The 15,027-nt window shown below is 71.1% G+C and carries 12 protein-coding genes; 4 read left to right on the plus strand and 8 right to left on the minus strand.

The window, feature by feature from the left end:
* The 3 genes from ACIQ6R_RS34245 (at position 1) to ACIQ6R_RS34255 (ending at position 6,485) form a co-directional block, all read left to right on the plus strand.
* Positions 1–2,574, plus strand: a complete 2,574-nt coding sequence (locus ACIQ6R_RS34245; protein ID WP_404225732.1) for an NACHT domain-containing protein — start codon at positions 1–3, stop codon at positions 2,572–2,574.
* Between the two features lie 133 nt (positions 2,575–2,707).
* Positions 2,708–3,379: an HAD family acid phosphatase gene (locus ACIQ6R_RS34250; protein ID WP_404225734.1), complete on the plus strand. Its 672-nt coding sequence runs from the start codon at positions 2,708–2,710 to the stop codon at positions 3,377–3,379.
* A gap of 43 nt (positions 3,380–3,422) precedes the next feature.
* On the plus strand, positions 3,423–6,485 hold the full coding sequence (locus tag ACIQ6R_RS34255) for an NACHT domain-containing protein (RefSeq protein ID WP_404225735.1): 3,063 nt from the start codon (positions 3,423–3,425) through the stop codon (positions 6,483–6,485).
* A gap of 72 nt (positions 6,486–6,557) precedes the next feature.
* On the opposite strand, the gene ACIQ6R_RS34260 is transcribed toward ACIQ6R_RS34255, so the two are convergent.
* Positions 6,558–9,083 carry an ATP-dependent Clp protease ATP-binding subunit gene (locus ACIQ6R_RS34260; protein WP_210962650.1) on the minus strand — a complete coding sequence of 842 codons (2,526 nt, stop codon included), beginning with the start codon at positions 9,081–9,083 and terminating at the stop codon, positions 6,558–6,560.
* Positions 9,084–9,513: 430 nt separating this feature from the next.
* On the opposite strand from ACIQ6R_RS34260, the gene ACIQ6R_RS34265 reads away from it, so the two are divergent.
* The gene (locus ACIQ6R_RS34265; protein ID WP_404225736.1) at positions 9,514–10,248 is read left to right on the plus strand and encodes an SCO3374 family protein; all 735 of its coding nucleotides are present in this window, start codon (positions 9,514–9,516) and stop codon (positions 10,246–10,248) included.
* A 38-nt stretch (positions 10,249–10,286) separates the two neighbouring features.
* Here ACIQ6R_RS34265 and ACIQ6R_RS34270 read toward each other — a convergent pair whose 3' ends face one another.
* The 7 genes from ACIQ6R_RS34270 to nadC form a co-directional block, all read right to left on the minus strand.
* A complete protein-coding gene (locus ACIQ6R_RS34270; RefSeq protein ID WP_310871971.1) occupies positions 10,287–10,622 on the minus strand; it encodes an Lsr2 family protein in 336 nt (111 codons plus the stop codon).
* 273 nt (positions 10,623–10,895) lie between these two features.
* Positions 10,896–11,405, minus strand: a complete 510-nt coding sequence (locus tag ACIQ6R_RS34275) for an amino-acid N-acetyltransferase (protein ID WP_404186510.1) — start codon at positions 11,403–11,405, stop codon at positions 10,896–10,898.
* Positions 11,406–11,414: 9 nt separating this feature from the next.
* Entirely contained in the window at positions 11,415–11,813 is a 399-nt protein-coding gene (locus tag ACIQ6R_RS34280) for a BlaI/MecI/CopY family transcriptional regulator (RefSeq protein WP_404186594.1), read from the minus strand.
* 170 nt (positions 11,814–11,983) lie between these two features.
* Positions 11,984–12,163, minus strand: a complete 180-nt coding sequence (locus ACIQ6R_RS34285) for a hypothetical protein (RefSeq protein WP_404225737.1) — start codon at positions 12,161–12,163, stop codon at positions 11,984–11,986.
* 23 nt (positions 12,164–12,186) lie between these two features.
* Positions 12,187–12,804, minus strand: a complete 618-nt coding sequence (locus tag ACIQ6R_RS34290) for a hypothetical protein (protein ID WP_404225738.1) — start codon at positions 12,802–12,804, stop codon at positions 12,187–12,189.
* Between the two features lie 435 nt (positions 12,805–13,239).
* Positions 13,240–14,037: a type III pantothenate kinase gene (locus ACIQ6R_RS34295; RefSeq protein WP_375920553.1), complete on the minus strand. Its 798-nt coding sequence runs from the start codon at positions 14,035–14,037 to the stop codon at positions 13,240–13,242.
* A 5-nt stretch (positions 14,038–14,042) separates the two neighbouring features.
* Positions 14,043–15,023 carry a carboxylating nicotinate-nucleotide diphosphorylase gene (gene nadC, locus ACIQ6R_RS34300; protein ID WP_404225871.1) on the minus strand — a complete coding sequence of 327 codons (981 nt, stop codon included), beginning with the start codon at positions 15,021–15,023 and terminating at the stop codon, positions 14,043–14,045.
* Positions 15,024–15,027: the final 4 nt, after the last annotated feature.

A 15,027-nucleotide genomic window follows, 5' to 3' on the forward strand; every position in this document is an offset into this window, starting at 1 on the left:
ATGGATCCCGTCGTCCGCACCCCCTCCCACCTCGCCGCCCCCCTCGTCAGCAGACTCTTCCGCGCCCCCGCCCGGCCGCCCGCGTTCTCCGAGCCGGTCCCCGGCCTCGTCAGCTGGCACGGCCGGGACGCGTCCGCCACCCCGGACGACGTCCACCGCACCGCCGCCGACCTGGTCCACCTCGCCGCCGCGCGGCACGCCGCGCCCACCGCCGAACTGGCCCCGGTCGTCGACGTCCTGGCCCGCACCCTGCTCGCGATCGCCGAGGTCGACGTCACCGACGCCGACGCCGTGCGGCTCGGCCCGCAGGACTACGCGCGGCGGCTGCGGGGCGCGGTGCAGGGCGCGGACCGGGAACTGTCGCCGGACGCCGCCTGGTTCCACGACGCGCTGCTGGTCTCCGTGTGCCTGCACGTCCTGCACCATCTGGTGCGGCGCTCCCCCTATCTCCAGCGCCACCTGGCGGGGCGGGCCGGCCGGATCGCCCAGCTGGTCGACCTGGGCGACGCGGAGGCGGCGGCCCGGCAGCCCGAACGGTCCGAGGAGGACGCGGCGTTCGAGGCCGAGTACGCCCAGTGGGTGGCCCGGCGGCACGGCTGGCTGACCATCGTCGGCGTGGACTTCCCCAACGCACCGGACCGTTGGCCGCTGGAGGAGACGTACCTGAGCCTGGAGGCGGAGGAGCACAGCGGCGGTGTGGGCGGCGCGGAGGACGAGCAGCGCACCGTACTGCTCGCGGACCGCGCCCTGGAGGACCACGAACGCGTGCTGCTGCGCGGCGGCGCGGGCTCCGGCAAGACCACGCTGGTCCAGTGGCTCGCCGTGGCCGCCGCCCGCCAGGGCTCCCGGGTCCCCTTCGTCCTGCCCGTACGCCGCTTCGCCCGCGAGGGCTTTCCGGCACCTGACGACTTCCTGCACGCGGTCCGGCACCCGCTGGCCGACCGGGCGCCGGAGGGGTGGGTGGTGCGAACCCTGCTCGCGGGCCGTGCGCTGCTGCTGGTAGACGGCATCGACGAGGCGCCGGAGAAGGCGCGCGGCGAGCTGCGCGACCGGCTCCGCCGGCTGCTGCGGGTCTTCTCCGGCAACGGCTGCCTGGTCACCTCCCGGCCCTCCGCCGTGTCGGACGGCTGGCTCTCGGGGGACGGGCTGGCCGAGGAGGACTTCGTCGAGCTGTCCCTGGCGCCGATGTCGCGGGACCAGGTGACGCGGTTCATCCGGGACTGGCACTCGGCGGCCCGCCTCGACGAGCAGAGCCGCTCCCCCGGGCCGCGGGAGCGGGGTGCGCTCGACGAGTACGAACAGCGGCTGCTGCACTCCGTACGGATCTACCGCGAGCTGCGCCAGCTCGCCACCAACCCCCTGATGTGCGGCCTGATATGCGCCCTGAACCGGGACCGCGCCGGCTCCCTCCCCAGCGGCCGCAAGGAGCTGTACGACGCCGCCCTGGAGATGCTGCTGCAACGCCGCGACCCCGAGCGGGACGTGCTGTACGCCGACGACGTGCGGCTCCAGCAGAGCACCCGGGAGCGGCTGCTGCAGAAGCTGGCCCACGCGATGCTGGAGGAGGACGCCTCCGAGCTGACGAGCGAGCGGGCGGTCGGCATCCTGGACGCCGCGCTGCCCGCCATGCCCGCCGCCCGTGCGCAGGGGGACGGTGCGAAGATCTTCCGCCATCTGCTGCACCGCACCGGCCTGCTGCGCGAACGCTCCGGAGAGTCGGTCGACTTCGTCCACCGCACCTTCCAGGACTACCTGGCCGCCAAGGAGATCGTGGCGCGCGGCCGCTTCCCCACCCTCGTGGACCACGCCCACCAGTCCGAGTGGGAGGAGGTCATCCGCATGGCCGCCGCCCACGCTCGCCCCGAGGAGTGCTCCCAGTTCCTGGAGCGGCTGCTCGCGTCCGCGCCCGGCCTGCGCCGCCCGCAGATCAACCACCGCCGGCTGATGGCCGCGGCCTGTCTGGAGCACGTCACCGAACTCGACCCGGCCGTCCAGCGGCTCGTCCACGACCGTACGAAGAACCTGGTGCGCCCCAGCACCGAGCCGGCCGCCCGCGGGCTGGGCTGGGTCGGCCCCATCGTCCTGGAACTGCTGCCCGACCCGGGGCAGGTCCCCGACGACCGGCAGGCACTGCTGCTCGCCATCACCGCCACCCGCGTCCAGGACGACGCCGCCATCGACTACCTGGTCCGCCTCCGGTCCCGCTCCGCGCTGCCGGTGCGCACCGAACTCGCCCGGGGCTGGCGGCACTTCGACACCGAGCGGTACGCCCACGAGATCATCGCCCACCTGGACCCGGACGGCCTCTACTTCCCTGTCGCCGACACCACCGAACTGGCGGCGCTGCGCGAACTCGGCGGGCGCCCGCGCATCCAGGTGGCCGGCGTGATGCGTGCCGAGGAACTGCTGGCGGGCCTGGCCCCCGACCAGCTGACCCACCTCTGGCTCAACGCGGAGCTCCCCGACACGGACGTCTCCTGGCTGTCCGGCTTCCCCCGGCTGCGGGTGCTGCGGGTCAACCCCCGGCTGCCGCGGGTGCGGAACGTGCCGAACGGGGTGGAGATCACGGCGTGAGGCCGCAGCGAGCCAGGTGACTACTACTCAGTAACCCAATCGTTGCCGTCCGGCCACTTGTTCGGGCAAGCATGCACGCGACAACTTTGTTGCCGTCAGGCATCCGCGCAGGCATGAGAGGACCCAACCCCCCATGACCGAACAGACCGGACAGACCAGACAGACCCAGCGCACCTGGAGGCGCGCCGCGGGCACGGCCGCCGTCACCGCGGCAGCGCTCACCGCGACGGTCACACCGGCCGTCGCCGCCCCGGCCGAAACTCCGCGCGCCACGGTGCCCGCGGCATCGGCATCGGCAACGGCGGCCGCGGATGTCGACTACGACACCTGGCAGAAGGACTGCCGGGCCGTGATGGACAAGGCCCTGCCCTACCTGAAGGAGCGGATCGCCGACGCCGGCCCCGGCGAGAAGCAGGCGATCGTCCTCGACATCGACAACACCTCCCTGGAGACCGACTTCGGCTTCAGCTACCCGCAGCCCGCCAACCGGCCGGTCCTGGAGGCCGCGCGGTACGCCCAGGAGCACGGCGTCGCCCTGTTCTTCGTCACCGCCCGACCGGGCATCATCGAGGCGCCCACCGAGTGGAACCTCGACCACGCCGGCTACGACTCCTCCGGCCTGTACGTCCGCGGCTTTTTCGACCTGTTCCGGAACGTCGCCGAGTACAAGACGGAACAGCGCGCCAAGATCGAGTCGAAGGGCTACACGATCATCGCGAACATCGGCAACAGCGCCACCGACCTGTCCGGCGGTCACGCCGAGAAGACCTTCAAACTCCCGGACTACGACGGCCAGCTGTCCTGACGCTCGATAGGCTCCCCCCGACGAACGACCACGGGGGTGGCGCATGGAACCGGCGGTACTCGGCGGGAAGTTGGCGTCCAGTCTGGTCGCCCCGCTGGTGAAGAAGCTCTTCGCGACGGGCGGGCCCGGCGCCGGACTGGTCGACAGGCCGGTCCGGCTGACCCGCCTGGTCGCCTTCCGGGGCGAGCAGCGCCACCTCGGTGAGGCGGAGGTGCGCAGGCTCGCCGGGCGGCTGGTCGAGGCGTCCCTGGACTCACCCGGCGAGCGGCCCTTCCCGCCGGACGAGACGGAGGCCGTCACCGACGCCCTGGCGTCCCGTCTGCTGGCCCTCGGCGACCTGGACATGGACGACGTCCAGGCCGTCCGGCTGGGCCACCGGGAGCTGGCCAAGCAATTGCAGCACCGGGCTCCCTCGGCCACCGCAGGTCTGTCCGCCGACGCCTGCTACTTCCTCGGCTCGGTGACGGAGTGGGCCTGCCTGCACATCCTGGAGTTCTTCACCCGGCGCTCCACCTTCGTCGCCCGGACACTGGTGGAACAGACCCGCGGCCAGGCCGAGCTGATCGCCAAGGTCGACGCGCTGATCACCCGGGTACCGCGCCCGGACGCGCGGGACACCGACTTCGAACGCCGGTACCTGTCCTACGTCGCCGAACGCCACAACCACCTCACCATCTACGGCATCGACCTGCGCGACTCTCCGGACCGGTGGCCGCTGGAGGTCGCCTATCTGAGCCTGGAGGCGACCGCCGACCGTGAACCCGTCCGGGACACCGTGCCGGGCGAAGGCGCACCGGCCCGCCCACGGCAGCTGCCCGCCGACGAGGCGCTGGACAAGGAGTCCCGCGTCCTGCTGCGCGGCGACGCGGGCTCCGGCAAGACGACCCTGGTCCAGTGGCTGGCGGTGACCGCGGCACGGGAGGGCACCCTCGTCCCGTTCATCCTCCCGTTGCGCACCCTGGTCCGCACCGGCCCGCTGCCCGCCCCTGACGCCTTCCTGAACGTGGTCGGCTGCCCGTTGTCGGCCCCGGACGGCTGGGCGGAACGCGTCCTGGCCGCGGGCCGCGCCCGGATCCTGGTCGACGGTCTGGACGAGATTCCGGCAGCCGACCGCCACTCCGCCCGGGACTGGTTGCGTGGCCTCGTCCACGCCTATCCGGGCAACCGCTGGCTGCTGACCACCCGCCCCACCGCCGTACGCGCCGACTGGCTGACGCAGGAGGGCTTCAGGGAACTCTCCCTGGCACCGATGGGCCGGGCGCAGGTCACCACCTTCGTCCACCGCTGGCATGAAGCGGCCGGTGCCCCGGAATACGAACAGCGGCTGCTCGACTCCCTGCGCACCAAGCGTGATCTCTCGCGCCTCGTCACCAACCCGCTGATGTGCGGCCTGATCTGTGCACTCCACCGCGAGCGGCGCGGCTATCTGCCGACCGGCCGCAAGGAGCTGTACGACGCTGCCCTCACCATGCTTCTCGCCCGTCGGGACCGGGAACGGGGCATGGGCGCGGTCGGCGGTCCGGAACTGGGTGAGGAGACCCAGCTGGAGCTGCTGCAGAGGATCGCGTACACCCTGGTGCTGAGCGGCCGGAACGAAACGACGCTGGAGACCGCCGAGGGCATCGTGGAGCGGGCGCTGCCCGCCTTGGGCCCGGCCTTCGGGCAAGGGGACGCCGCCACGGTGCTGCACGCCCTGTTGCTGCGCAGCGGCGTACTGCGCCGACCGGCCGAAGGGATCCTGGACTTCGTCCACCGCACCTTCCAGGACTATCTGGCAGCCCGGTACGCGGTCGAGGAGGGGCACATCGACGTCCTCGTCAGCCACGCCGACGACGCCCAGTGGGAGGACGTCATCCGCATGGCCGTGGCGCACGCTCGACCCCGCGAACGCGTCGTCGTGCTCAGGAACCTGTTGGCCGCGGGCACGCCCCGGCTCACGCTGCTCGCACTGGCCTGTCTGGAGCATGCCGCGGCGCTGGACCCGGGGGTACGGGCGGAGGTGGAGGAGCGAGCCGCCGGACTGATCCCGCCGCGTACGGCCGCGGCCGCGCGGCAACTCGCGGGCGCGGGACCACTGGTGCTGGAGCTGCTCCCGGGGCCGGAGGGGCTGTCGGCCGACGAGGCGCTGGGCGTCACGGTCACCGCGTCGATCCTGGGCCGGGAAGAACCCGACGGCGCGCTCGCCGTGCTGCGCCGTTTCCGCGACCACCCCGATATCGGGGTGCGGAGACAACTGGCGGGCACCTGGCACCGGTTCGACACCGAACAGTACGCCGCCGAGGTTCTGGACCACCTCGACCGTACGAGCCTCTTCCTCGACTGCGCGTCACCCGCCCAGCTCGCCGCCCTCGCATGCCTGCGACCGTGGACCAGGCTGCGCGTGCAGGGGCCGTTCCCGGCCGAGGAGATAGCGGCCGCCGTACCGGAACCCGCAGCGGTGACCGAGCTGGGCATCGGTGACAACCCCGCCCTGCGAGATCTGACCGCCCTGCGGCGCTTCACCTCACTCAAGCGGCTGACCCTGCACGCGTGCCCCCGTGCCCGCCGACTGGAAAATCTGTCGGAGCTGCCCCTCGCCGAACTAGTCCTCGCCTTCGACACCGACCTGTCGGGGATCGGTTCGCTGAAGTCCCTGTCCGTGCTCTCCCTGGCCTCGCGGCTGCCCGGCTCCGATCTCACCGAGACGCTGCCCGTAAAAGCCCCACTGAGGTTCCTCTATCTCGGCGACCACTGCACCGAGACCACCGGGCTGCGGGGGCTGGGCCACTGGAGGACGCTGGACACGCTCAGCCTCGGGGCACTGACCACGGAGCTGACGGCGGACGACTGGCGGGAGGTCGCCATGCTGCCCGGCCTCACCCACCTGTATCTGGACGCGTCGATCATCCGGAACCTGCCGGCCTCCATCGGCCGTATGCCCGAGCTGCCCGGCGTCGAGATCCTGGCGGTCGGCGAGATGGACGGCACCGAGCACCTCGCCGCGCTGGCGGCCCGGCTGCCGGGCCTGCACACCGTGTCGGTCGGGGCCCAGAGCGGGTACCACTTCGCCGCATCCGACTTCCAGCCGGTGTTCCCAGGCGCCGAAGTGGTCCTGAGCCCACGGTGACGAGGCATGCGAAAAGGGCTGCCCCGGGACCGAAGTCCCGGGGCAGCCCCTCGCTCGGCTCACCCCGGAGGGCTACGCCTCCTTGCTCAGGTTCGGCCCCGCGCCGCCGGCCGCCTGCTCGATCGGCGGGACGTCGGGAAGCGCCGACTTCTCCTCACCCCGGAAGGTGAAGATCTTGGCGTCGCCCTCGCCCTCGGTGTCCACGACCACAATGTGACCGGGGCGCAGCTCGCCGAAGAGGATCTTCTCCGACAGCGTGTCCTCGACCTCGCGCTGGATCGTGCGACGCAGCGGACGTGCGCCCAGCACCGGGTCGTAGCCCTTCTGGGACAGCAGCTCCTTGGCGGACTGGGAGAGCTCGATGCCCATGTCCCGGTCCTTGAGGCGCTCGTCGACCTTGTCGATCATCAGGTCGACGATCCGCAGGATGTCCTCCTGGCTGAGCTGCGGGAAGACGACCACGTCGTCGACGCGGTTGAGGAACTCGGGCCGGAAGTGCTGCTTGAGCTCGTCCTGGACCTTGTTCTTCATGCGCTCGTAGTTGGTCTTCTTGTCGCCCGAGGCCGCGAAGCCGAGGTTGAAGCCCTTGGAGATGTCCCGGGTGCCGAGGTTGGTCGTCATGATGATGACCGTGTTCTTGAAGTCCACGACCCGGCCCTGGGAATCGGTCAGGCGACCGTCCTCCAGGATCTGCAGCAGCGAGTTGAAGATGTCCGGGTGGGCCTTCTCGACCTCGTCGAAGAGGACGACCGAGAACGGCTTGCGGCGGACCTTCTCCGTCAGCTGGCCGCCCTCCTCGTAGCCCACGTAACCGGGGGGCGAACCGAAGAGACGCGACACCGTGTGCTTCTCGCTGAACTCCGACATGTCGAGGGAGATCAGCGCGTCCTCGTCACCGAAGAGGAACTCCGCGAGCGCCTTGGACAGCTCGGTCTTACCGACACCGGACGGACCGGCGAAGATGAACGAGCCACCGGGACGCTTCGGGTCCTTCAGGCCGGCACGGGTACGGCGGATCGCCTTGGACAGCGCCTTGACGGCGTCGACCTGGCCGATGACCCGCTTGTGGAGCTCGTCCTCCATGCGCAGCAGGCGGGACGACTCCTCCTCCGTGAGCTTGAAGACCGGGATGCCGGTCGCCGTGGCGAGGACCTCGGCGATCAGCTCGCCGTCGACCTCGGCGACGACGTCCATGTCGCCGGCCTTCCACTCCTTCTCCCGCTTGGCCTTGGCGGCCAGGAGCTGCTTCTCCTTGTCGCGGAGGGAGGCGGCCTTCTCGAAGTCCTGCGAGTCGATCGCGGACTCCTTGTCGCGGCGGACGCCGGCGATCTTCTCGTCGAACTCGCGCAGGTCCGGCGGCGCGGTCATCCGGCGGATACGCATCCGGGAACCGGCCTCGTCGATCAGGTCGATCGCCTTGTCCGGCAGGAAGCGGTCCGAGATGTAGCGGTCGGCGAGCGTCGCGGCCTGGACCAGCGCCTCGTCCGTGATGGAGACCCGGTGGTGGGCCTCGTAGCGGTCCCGCAGACCCTTGAGGATCTCGATCGTGTGCGGCAGCGACGGCTCCGCGACCTGGATCGGCTGGAAGCGGCGCTCGAGGGCCGCGTCCTTCTCCAGGTGCTTGCGGTACTCGTCCAGCGTGGTGGCGCCGATGGTCTGCAGCTCACCGCGGGCCAGCATCGGCTTGAGGATCGACGCGGCGTCGATGGCGCCCTCGGCGGCACCCGCACCGACCAGCGTGTGCAGCTCGTCGATGAACAGGATGATGTCGCCGCGGGTGCGGATCTCCTTGAGCACCTTCTTCAGGCGCTCCTCGAAGTCACCGCGGTAGCGGGAACCGGCGACCAGCGCGCCGAGGTCCAGGGTGTAGAGGTGCTTGTCCTTGAGAGTCTCGGGCACCTCGCCCTTGACGATGGCCTGCGCGAGGCCCTCGACGACGGCGGTCTTGCCGACGCCGGGCTCACCGATCAGCACCGGGTTGTTCTTGGTACGGCGGGACAGCACCTGCATGACCCGCTCGATCTCCTTCTCGCGCCCGATGACCGGGTCGAGCTTGGACTCACGAGCGGCCTGGGTGAGGTTCCGGCCGAACTGGTCGAGGACCAGGGACGTGGAGGGCGTGCCCTCCGCAGGACCGCCGGCGGTGGCGGTCTCCTTGCCCTGGTAACCGGAGAGCAGCTGGATGACCTGCTGCCGCACCCGGTTCAGATCTGCGCCCAGCTTGACCAGGACCTGGGCGGCGACGCCCTCGCCCTCACGGATCAGGCCGAGCAGGATGTGCTCCGTGCCGATGTAGTTGTGGCCCAGCTGGAGGGCCTCGCGCAGCGAGAGCTCCAGAACCTTCTTGGCACGGGGGGTGAAGGGAATGTGACCCGACGGGGCCTGCTGGCCCTGCCCGATGATCTCCTCCACCTGCTGGCGGACCGCCTCGAGCGAAATCCCGAGGCTCTCAAGGGCCTTGGCGGCGACACCCTCACCCTCGTGGATCAGGCCCAGGAGGATGTGCTCGGTGCCGATGTAGTTGTGGTTGAGCATCCGGGCTTCTTCCTGAGCCAGGACGACAACCCGCCGCGCGCGGTCGGTGAACCTCTCGAACATCGTTAATCGCTCCTCAGAGCGGTCAGGCAGTAAGGGGAACTTCCCCTCCCTGTCCTTCCGCAGCTTAGTCCCGCAAGCGGGGACCGCTCATTCCAACTGCCGACACCGTCGATGGCCTCCTGACCCCTGACGCCGACATCTGCCACAACCCGATGGTGCGAGACGATGTTCCCGCAGGCCAGGCACTTACCCCACTCGCCAGTACGCCGATGGCGAACGTGAGACGGCCCAATCCGCGCGTCGCCCCCTCCCACTAGGGATGTCTTACCCGCTGGGACTGACACTCCATGCCGCGCACCCCGGTTCCCTCCGCTACGGGCGAACAACCTTGCGCCTCCCCACGCCCCCGCACGCCCTCTCCTTCAGCACTCAGTGCATTCGCCGCGCCACCCAGCGTAACCCGAGTGCTCTTTCGACTGTTGCACTTGGCATGGTCGGCGCCCTGCCCTCGGTCCCTCCGGTCCCCTCGGCCCGGACAGCCCCTGCCCGTACCCCCGCCCCGGCGGCACCCGCCGAGCCCTCGGTGCCGTTCCCCCGCCGGCCGCTCGAAGCGGGCGGCACGTGGGAGCGGGTGCGGTGGTGGTACGAGAGCGTGCTCGGCTGGCCGACGGCTCCCGGGACCCCGGTACGGCTCCGCGCGGGCCTCCGCTTCGACGTACTGGACGTCCCGGCCGAGGCCGGTCACGCGGCACTGGAGCGGCTCGGACCGGCCCGGGGGCCCGGTCCGGCCCCGCGGCGGCCCGGCTTTCCGGTGGCCGTCCGGGGCGAGCGGATGCTGCTGCTCGTGGCGGCGGGTGGCGCGGAGGAGATGCCCGGACTGCTGGAGTGGCTGGAGTGGGGCTCGCTGCCGCTCGATCTGACGGCGGTCGGCGCGGGCGGCCTCCTGGAGGCGCCCCTGGCTCCCGAACCGGGCTCGACCGGCCTGCCGCCGCGTCCCCCGGGTCGCGACGGCCTGCAGGGCGCCGCCGTCTGGCTGCGCGCCCCGGAGCCGGGGTGCGAGGTCGAGGCCTCGCTGCCGACACTGTCGGCCGTGGGGGGTGCTGGAACCGCCCCCGATCTCGCGCGGCTGGTCCGGACGCTGGCGACTCAGTGCCACCGGGTCCGGCTCTCCCAGCCGCCCCCTCCGTCCTCGCCGCCCTCCCCGTCGTGCCGGATGGCGCTCTGAGGGGGTTCGGGGCGGAGTCCGTGGCGCGGGTCGGGTGATCAGCCGTTGGCCTTCTCGTACGCCTCGCGGATCATCGCGGGAACACGGCCGCGGTCGTTGACCTCGTAGCCGTTCTCCTTGGCCCACGCGCGGATCGCCGCGGTGTCCTGGCTGCCGCCGGAAGAAGCGCGCGCCTTGCCGCGTCCGCCCGAAGCGCGGCCCCCGGTACGACGACCGCCCTTCAGGTAAGGATCGAGAAGCCCACGGAGCTTGTCCGCATTGGCGGTGGTGAGATCGATCTCGTACGTCTTGCCGTCCAGCGCGAACGTCACGGTCTCGTCTGCCTCGCCACCGTCGAGGTCGTCGACAAGAAGGACCTGAACCTTCTGTGCCACCGGATTTCCTTTCATCGATAACTTGAGGGCCGGAGGTCGGTCGGCGTCGGCCGTATCGCCGTCCCTTGTTATATGCAGTACTGCAGTACGTCGGAAAGCAAACCGCTTTTGCCGGAAAAACACAAACCCTCGACGGAGACCGGTAGCCCGCCCCCGGGCCGGAAAGATGCGCGTTTCGGACATAGGGAACCCGCGAACGGTCCGTCGGTGGAATAAACCTGGCGAAGGGTTGCGAAGGCGCGAAGGCTACGGATGCCTGCCGTTGCCCGGCGATCACAGATGCAGAAGCATCCGGCTGTTGCCCAAGGTGTTCGGTTTCACTCGTTCGAGACCCAGGAACTCCGCTACGCCCTCGTCATAGGAACGCAGCAGCTCCGCGTAGACATCGGTGTCGACGGGTGTCTCCCCGATCTCCACGAAGCCGTGCTTGCCGAAGAAGTCCACTTCGAAGGTCAGGCAGAATACGCGGCGAACACCGAGCCAGCGTGCGGTCTCCACCAACTTCTCCAGCAGCCGGTGGCCGACGCCGTAGCCCTTCAGGCCCGGCTTCACCGCGAGAGTGCGTACTTCCGCCAGGTCTTCCCACATCACGTGCAGGGCACCGCAGCCGACCACCTCGGCGTTGTCGTCCCGTTCCGCGATCCAGAACTCCTGGATGCTCTCGTAAAGCGTCACCATCGCTTTGTCGAGCAGGATGCGGTCACGGACGTACGTGTCGAGGAGCCGGCGCACGTCGGGAACATCGCTGGTGCGGGCCCGCCGGACGGTGATGGCTTTTGACATGTGGGGACGCTATCGCTCGCCCGCATCCGGTACCGAGCCGGGGTTGGGCGCGGGGGTTTCCGGTCCCTGCACGATGCGGATGGCGTCGCTGAGTGCCTCGCGCTGTTCCTCGCTCATCATGCCGAAGAAGGCGATGAGGGCGGCGGCGGGGTTGTCGCTCTGGGACCATGCGTCGTTCATCAGCGCGGCGGCGTAGGCGGCACGGGTGGAGACCGCCTCATATCGATAGGCCCGGCCTTCCGACTCGCGGCGCACCCAGCCCTTCTGATGGAGATTGTCCAAAACGGTCATCACCGTGGTGTACGCGATGGACCGTTCCTGTTGCAGATCTTCCAGGACTTCTCGAACGGTCACGGGGCGGTTCCACTTCCACACCCTCGTCATGACCGCGTCTTCGAGTTCTCCCAATGGGCGAGGCACGCTCTGAACGATAGTGGGAGATCCGGGCGATGGCGTGCCGGACGTGCGGTTTTGCGAGCGAATGGGCACAAAAAGGGCGTACGACTCCTCGCGGTGGGTGCGGGGAGTCGTACGCGGGGCCGTGCGTGGGGCCGTGCGTGGAGTTGTCCGTGGCCCGGTCAGGCTTCGGGGCGGGCGGGCGTCTGGCGGGCGCCCTCCGCTCGCGCGAGGGCGGCGTCGACGGCCGCGTCCTCCTTGGCCTTGTTGGCGCCGCCCTGGGTCTTCACGATCACCCTGATCACGCCGATGAAGAACACGGCCATGACGGCCGGAGGCAGGAGCGCGGAGACGTAGTCCATGGATCCAGGGTAGCCAGGCCGTGTCAGCCGGCCGCGAGGTGGTGCCGGGAGCCGGGGGCGGGCGGGGCCGGCCTGCGGCGCGGGAAGACTTCGCCCGGGGTGGGGACGGGGCGCTTCGGGGCGGCCGGGGCGGGGTGGGGGGCCGGGTGCGGGGCCGGTTTCTGAGCGGGCTTCGGTGCGGGCTTCTTGTCGGGCTGCCGGCCGCCGGGGAGGGCGTGGAGGCGGGTACGCGCGGCGGGGAGGACGACCGTGGCCGCGGGGGCCGCCGTGGCCGTCGTCGGCCTGCAGCGGGCCAGGAGGGCGGCCGCGGCGGGGTTGCCGCGCAGGGCTCCGAGGGCGGCGAGGTCGTCCGCACCCGGGCGGTGCCCGGCGCCCAGCGCCTCGTCCAGGAGCGTGAGGTAGCCGGCGGCGGTGCCGGGGAGCGCGGCGCGGTACCGGGCGAGGTCGGCCACCAGGAAGGCGCGCAGCCGGGCGCTCTCCCGCATCGTCTCGTCGAGGGACTCTGCGAGGCGGAGACAGTCGTGGGCCTCCTCCGCCGAGACGGGGCTGGGGTTCAGGGCGAGGGCGAGGGCGCGCCGGAGCACACGCAGCTCCTGAGCACCGAACGCCATGCCGCCGCGGGATCCGTAGGGCGTGGGCATGCGGCGACGATACGCGCTAATCAGACAAACTCGGCATAGGGGGTGGGTGTGGCGTGGGGGGCCACTCGTATGCGGGTGCCTGCGGCGGCCTGTGCGGGTCGGTGGGGGTGCGCGTAGCGCCGTTTGTCGCGTGGTGGCTCGGGCCGCGCCGGGGGGTGTCCGTCCTCGGAACGGCGCGGAATCGGTCGGCCACAGAAGCAACGGCGCGGACGCGCCAACCGCTGCGGGCGGACACCCCCCGACACGTCCCTTCTCGCCGTACGCGGCTCTCCGCCCCCCAGCTGCGGGCAGTCGTGCCGCTGGGGCGGCACGGGTGGGCGCGGCGGCACCCCGCAGCGCCGGGCCGCGTCACCCACCCCCGGCCCGCACCCACGCCGGGCATCCCGCCAGCGCCGGGCCGCGTCGCCCGCCCCCGGCCCACAGGCACGCCGACTGCTACATGCGGGACACGTTCCGCTCGTACACCAGGCGGAGCCCCATCAGCGTCAGCCACGGCTCGTGTTCGTCGATGACCGAGGACTCGCCGAGGACCATCGGCGCCAGTCCGCCCGTCGCGATGACGGTGACCTCGTCGGGATCGTCGGCCAGCTCGCGGGCCATGCGGTTGACGACCCCGTCGACCTGGCCGGCGAAGCCGTAGATGATGCCGGACTGCATCGCCTCGACCGTGTTCTTGCCGATCACGCTGCGGGGGCGCGCCACCTCGATCTTGCGGAGCTGGGCGCCCTTGACGCCGAGCGCCTCGACCGAGATCTCGATGCCGGGGGCGATGACGCCGCCGATGTACTCCCCGCGCGCGCTCACCGCGTCGAACGTCGTCGCCGTGCCGAAGTCCACGACGATCGCCGGGCCGCCGTAGAGCTCGACGGCCGCGACCGCGTTGATGATGCGGTCGGCGCCGACCTCCTTGGGGTGGTCGGTGAGGATCGGGACGCCCGTCTTGACGCCCGGTTCGACCAGGACCGCGGGGACGTCGCCGTAGTAGCGGCGGGTGACCTCGCGGAGTTCGTGCAGGACCGAGGGGACCGTCGCGCAGATGGCGATGCCGTCGATGCCGTCGCCCAGCTCGTCGCCGAGGAGCGGGTGCATGCCCATCAGGCCCTGGAGGAGGACCGCCAGCTCGTCGGCCGTGCGGCGCGAGTCGGTGGAGATGCGCCAGTGTTCGACGATGTCCTCGCCGTCGAAGAGGCCCAGGACGGTGTGTGTGTTGCCTACGTCGATCGTCAGCAGCATGGGCTCTACTCCGCCGCTCGCAGGTCCAGGCCGATGTCCAGGATCGGGGAGCTGTGGGTGAGTGCGCCCACGGCCAGGTAGTCGACGCCCGTGGCCGCGTACGCCTTGGCGTTGGTGAGGGTCAGGCGGCCGGAGGCCTCCAGGGCGGCTCGGCCGGCGACCAGGGCCACCGCTTCCTCGCACTCGTCCGGCGTGAAGTTGTCCAGGAGGATCAGGTCCGCGCCCGCGTCCACCACCTCGCGGAGCTGGTGCAGGGTGTCGACCTCGACCTCGATGGGGACGTCGGGGAAGCGTTCGCGGACGGCCTGGAAGGCCGCTGCCACGCCGCCGGCGGCCACCACGTGGTTGTCCTTGACCAGGGCCGCGTCCGAGAGGGACATGCGGTGGTTGACGCCGCCGCCGCAGCGGACCGCGAACTTCTCGAGGGAGCGGAGGCCCGGGGTGGTCTTGCGGGTGTCTCGGACCTTGGCCTTCGTGCCGTCCAGGACGTCCGCCCACGCGCGCGTGGCCGTCGCGATGCCCGACAGGCGGCACAGGAGGTTCAGCGCGCTGCGCTCGGCGGTGAGGATGTCGCGGGTGCGGGTGGTGACGGAGAGGAGCTTCTGACCGGCTTCGACGCGGTCGCCGTCCTCGACGTGGCGTTCCACCTCGAACTCGTCCGTGCAGACGACCGACATGACCGCCTCGGCGACCCTGAGGCCGGCCACCACGCCCGCCTCGCGCGCGGTGAAGTCGGCGGTGGCCACGGCGTCCTCGGGGATGGTCGCGACCGTCGTCACGTCCACACCGCCCGCCAGGTCCTCCTGGATGGCGAGGTTCGCGAGGTCCTCGACCTCCACGGGGTCGAGGCCGGAGTCCAGCATCAGTGCCGCGAGTGCGGGGTCGAGGCCGCACCCCATGAAGGCGTCTTCGTCGTTGTCCGCGCCGCAGGCGCAGCCGTCGCCGCAGCCTCCGGTGGAGGCGAGGGGAAGGTCGGGGGTGTTCACTGCT

The sequence above is a fragment of the Streptomyces sp. NPDC096048 genome (assembly GCF_044763415.1).
Taxonomy (GTDB): Bacteria; Actinomycetota; Actinomycetes; order Streptomycetales; family Streptomycetaceae; genus Streptomyces.

Coding starts and splice junctions, on each gene's coding strand:
- ACIQ6R_RS34265 (WP_404225736.1), top strand. CDS start 9,514: ATGGTCGGCGCCCTGCCCTCGGTCCCTCCGGTCCCCTCGGCCCGGACA.
- ACIQ6R_RS34255 (WP_404225735.1), top strand. CDS start 3,423: ATGGAACCGGCGGTACTCGGCGGGAAGTTGGCGTCCAGTCTGGTCGCC.
- ACIQ6R_RS34245 (WP_404225732.1), top strand. CDS start 1: ATGGATCCCGTCGTCCGCACCCCCTCCCACCTCGCCGCCCCCCTCGTC.
- ACIQ6R_RS34290 (WP_404225738.1), bottom strand. CDS start 12,804: ATGCCCACGCCCTACGGATCCCGCGGCGGCATGGCGTTCGGTGCTCAG.
- ACIQ6R_RS34260 (WP_210962650.1), bottom strand. CDS start 9,083: ATGTTCGAGAGGTTCACCGACCGCGCGCGGCGGGTTGTCGTCCTGGCT.
- ACIQ6R_RS34250 (WP_404225734.1), top strand. CDS start 2,708: ATGACCGAACAGACCGGACAGACCAGACAGACCCAGCGCACCTGGAGG.
- ACIQ6R_RS34285 (WP_404225737.1), bottom strand. CDS start 12,163: ATGGACTACGTCTCCGCGCTCCTGCCTCCGGCCGTCATGGCCGTGTTC.
- ACIQ6R_RS34275 (WP_404186510.1), bottom strand. CDS start 11,405: ATGTCAAAAGCCATCACCGTCCGGCGGGCCCGCACCAGCGATGTTCCC.
- ACIQ6R_RS34295 (WP_375920553.1), bottom strand. CDS start 14,037: ATGCTGCTGACGATCGACGTAGGCAACACACACACCGTCCTGGGCCTC.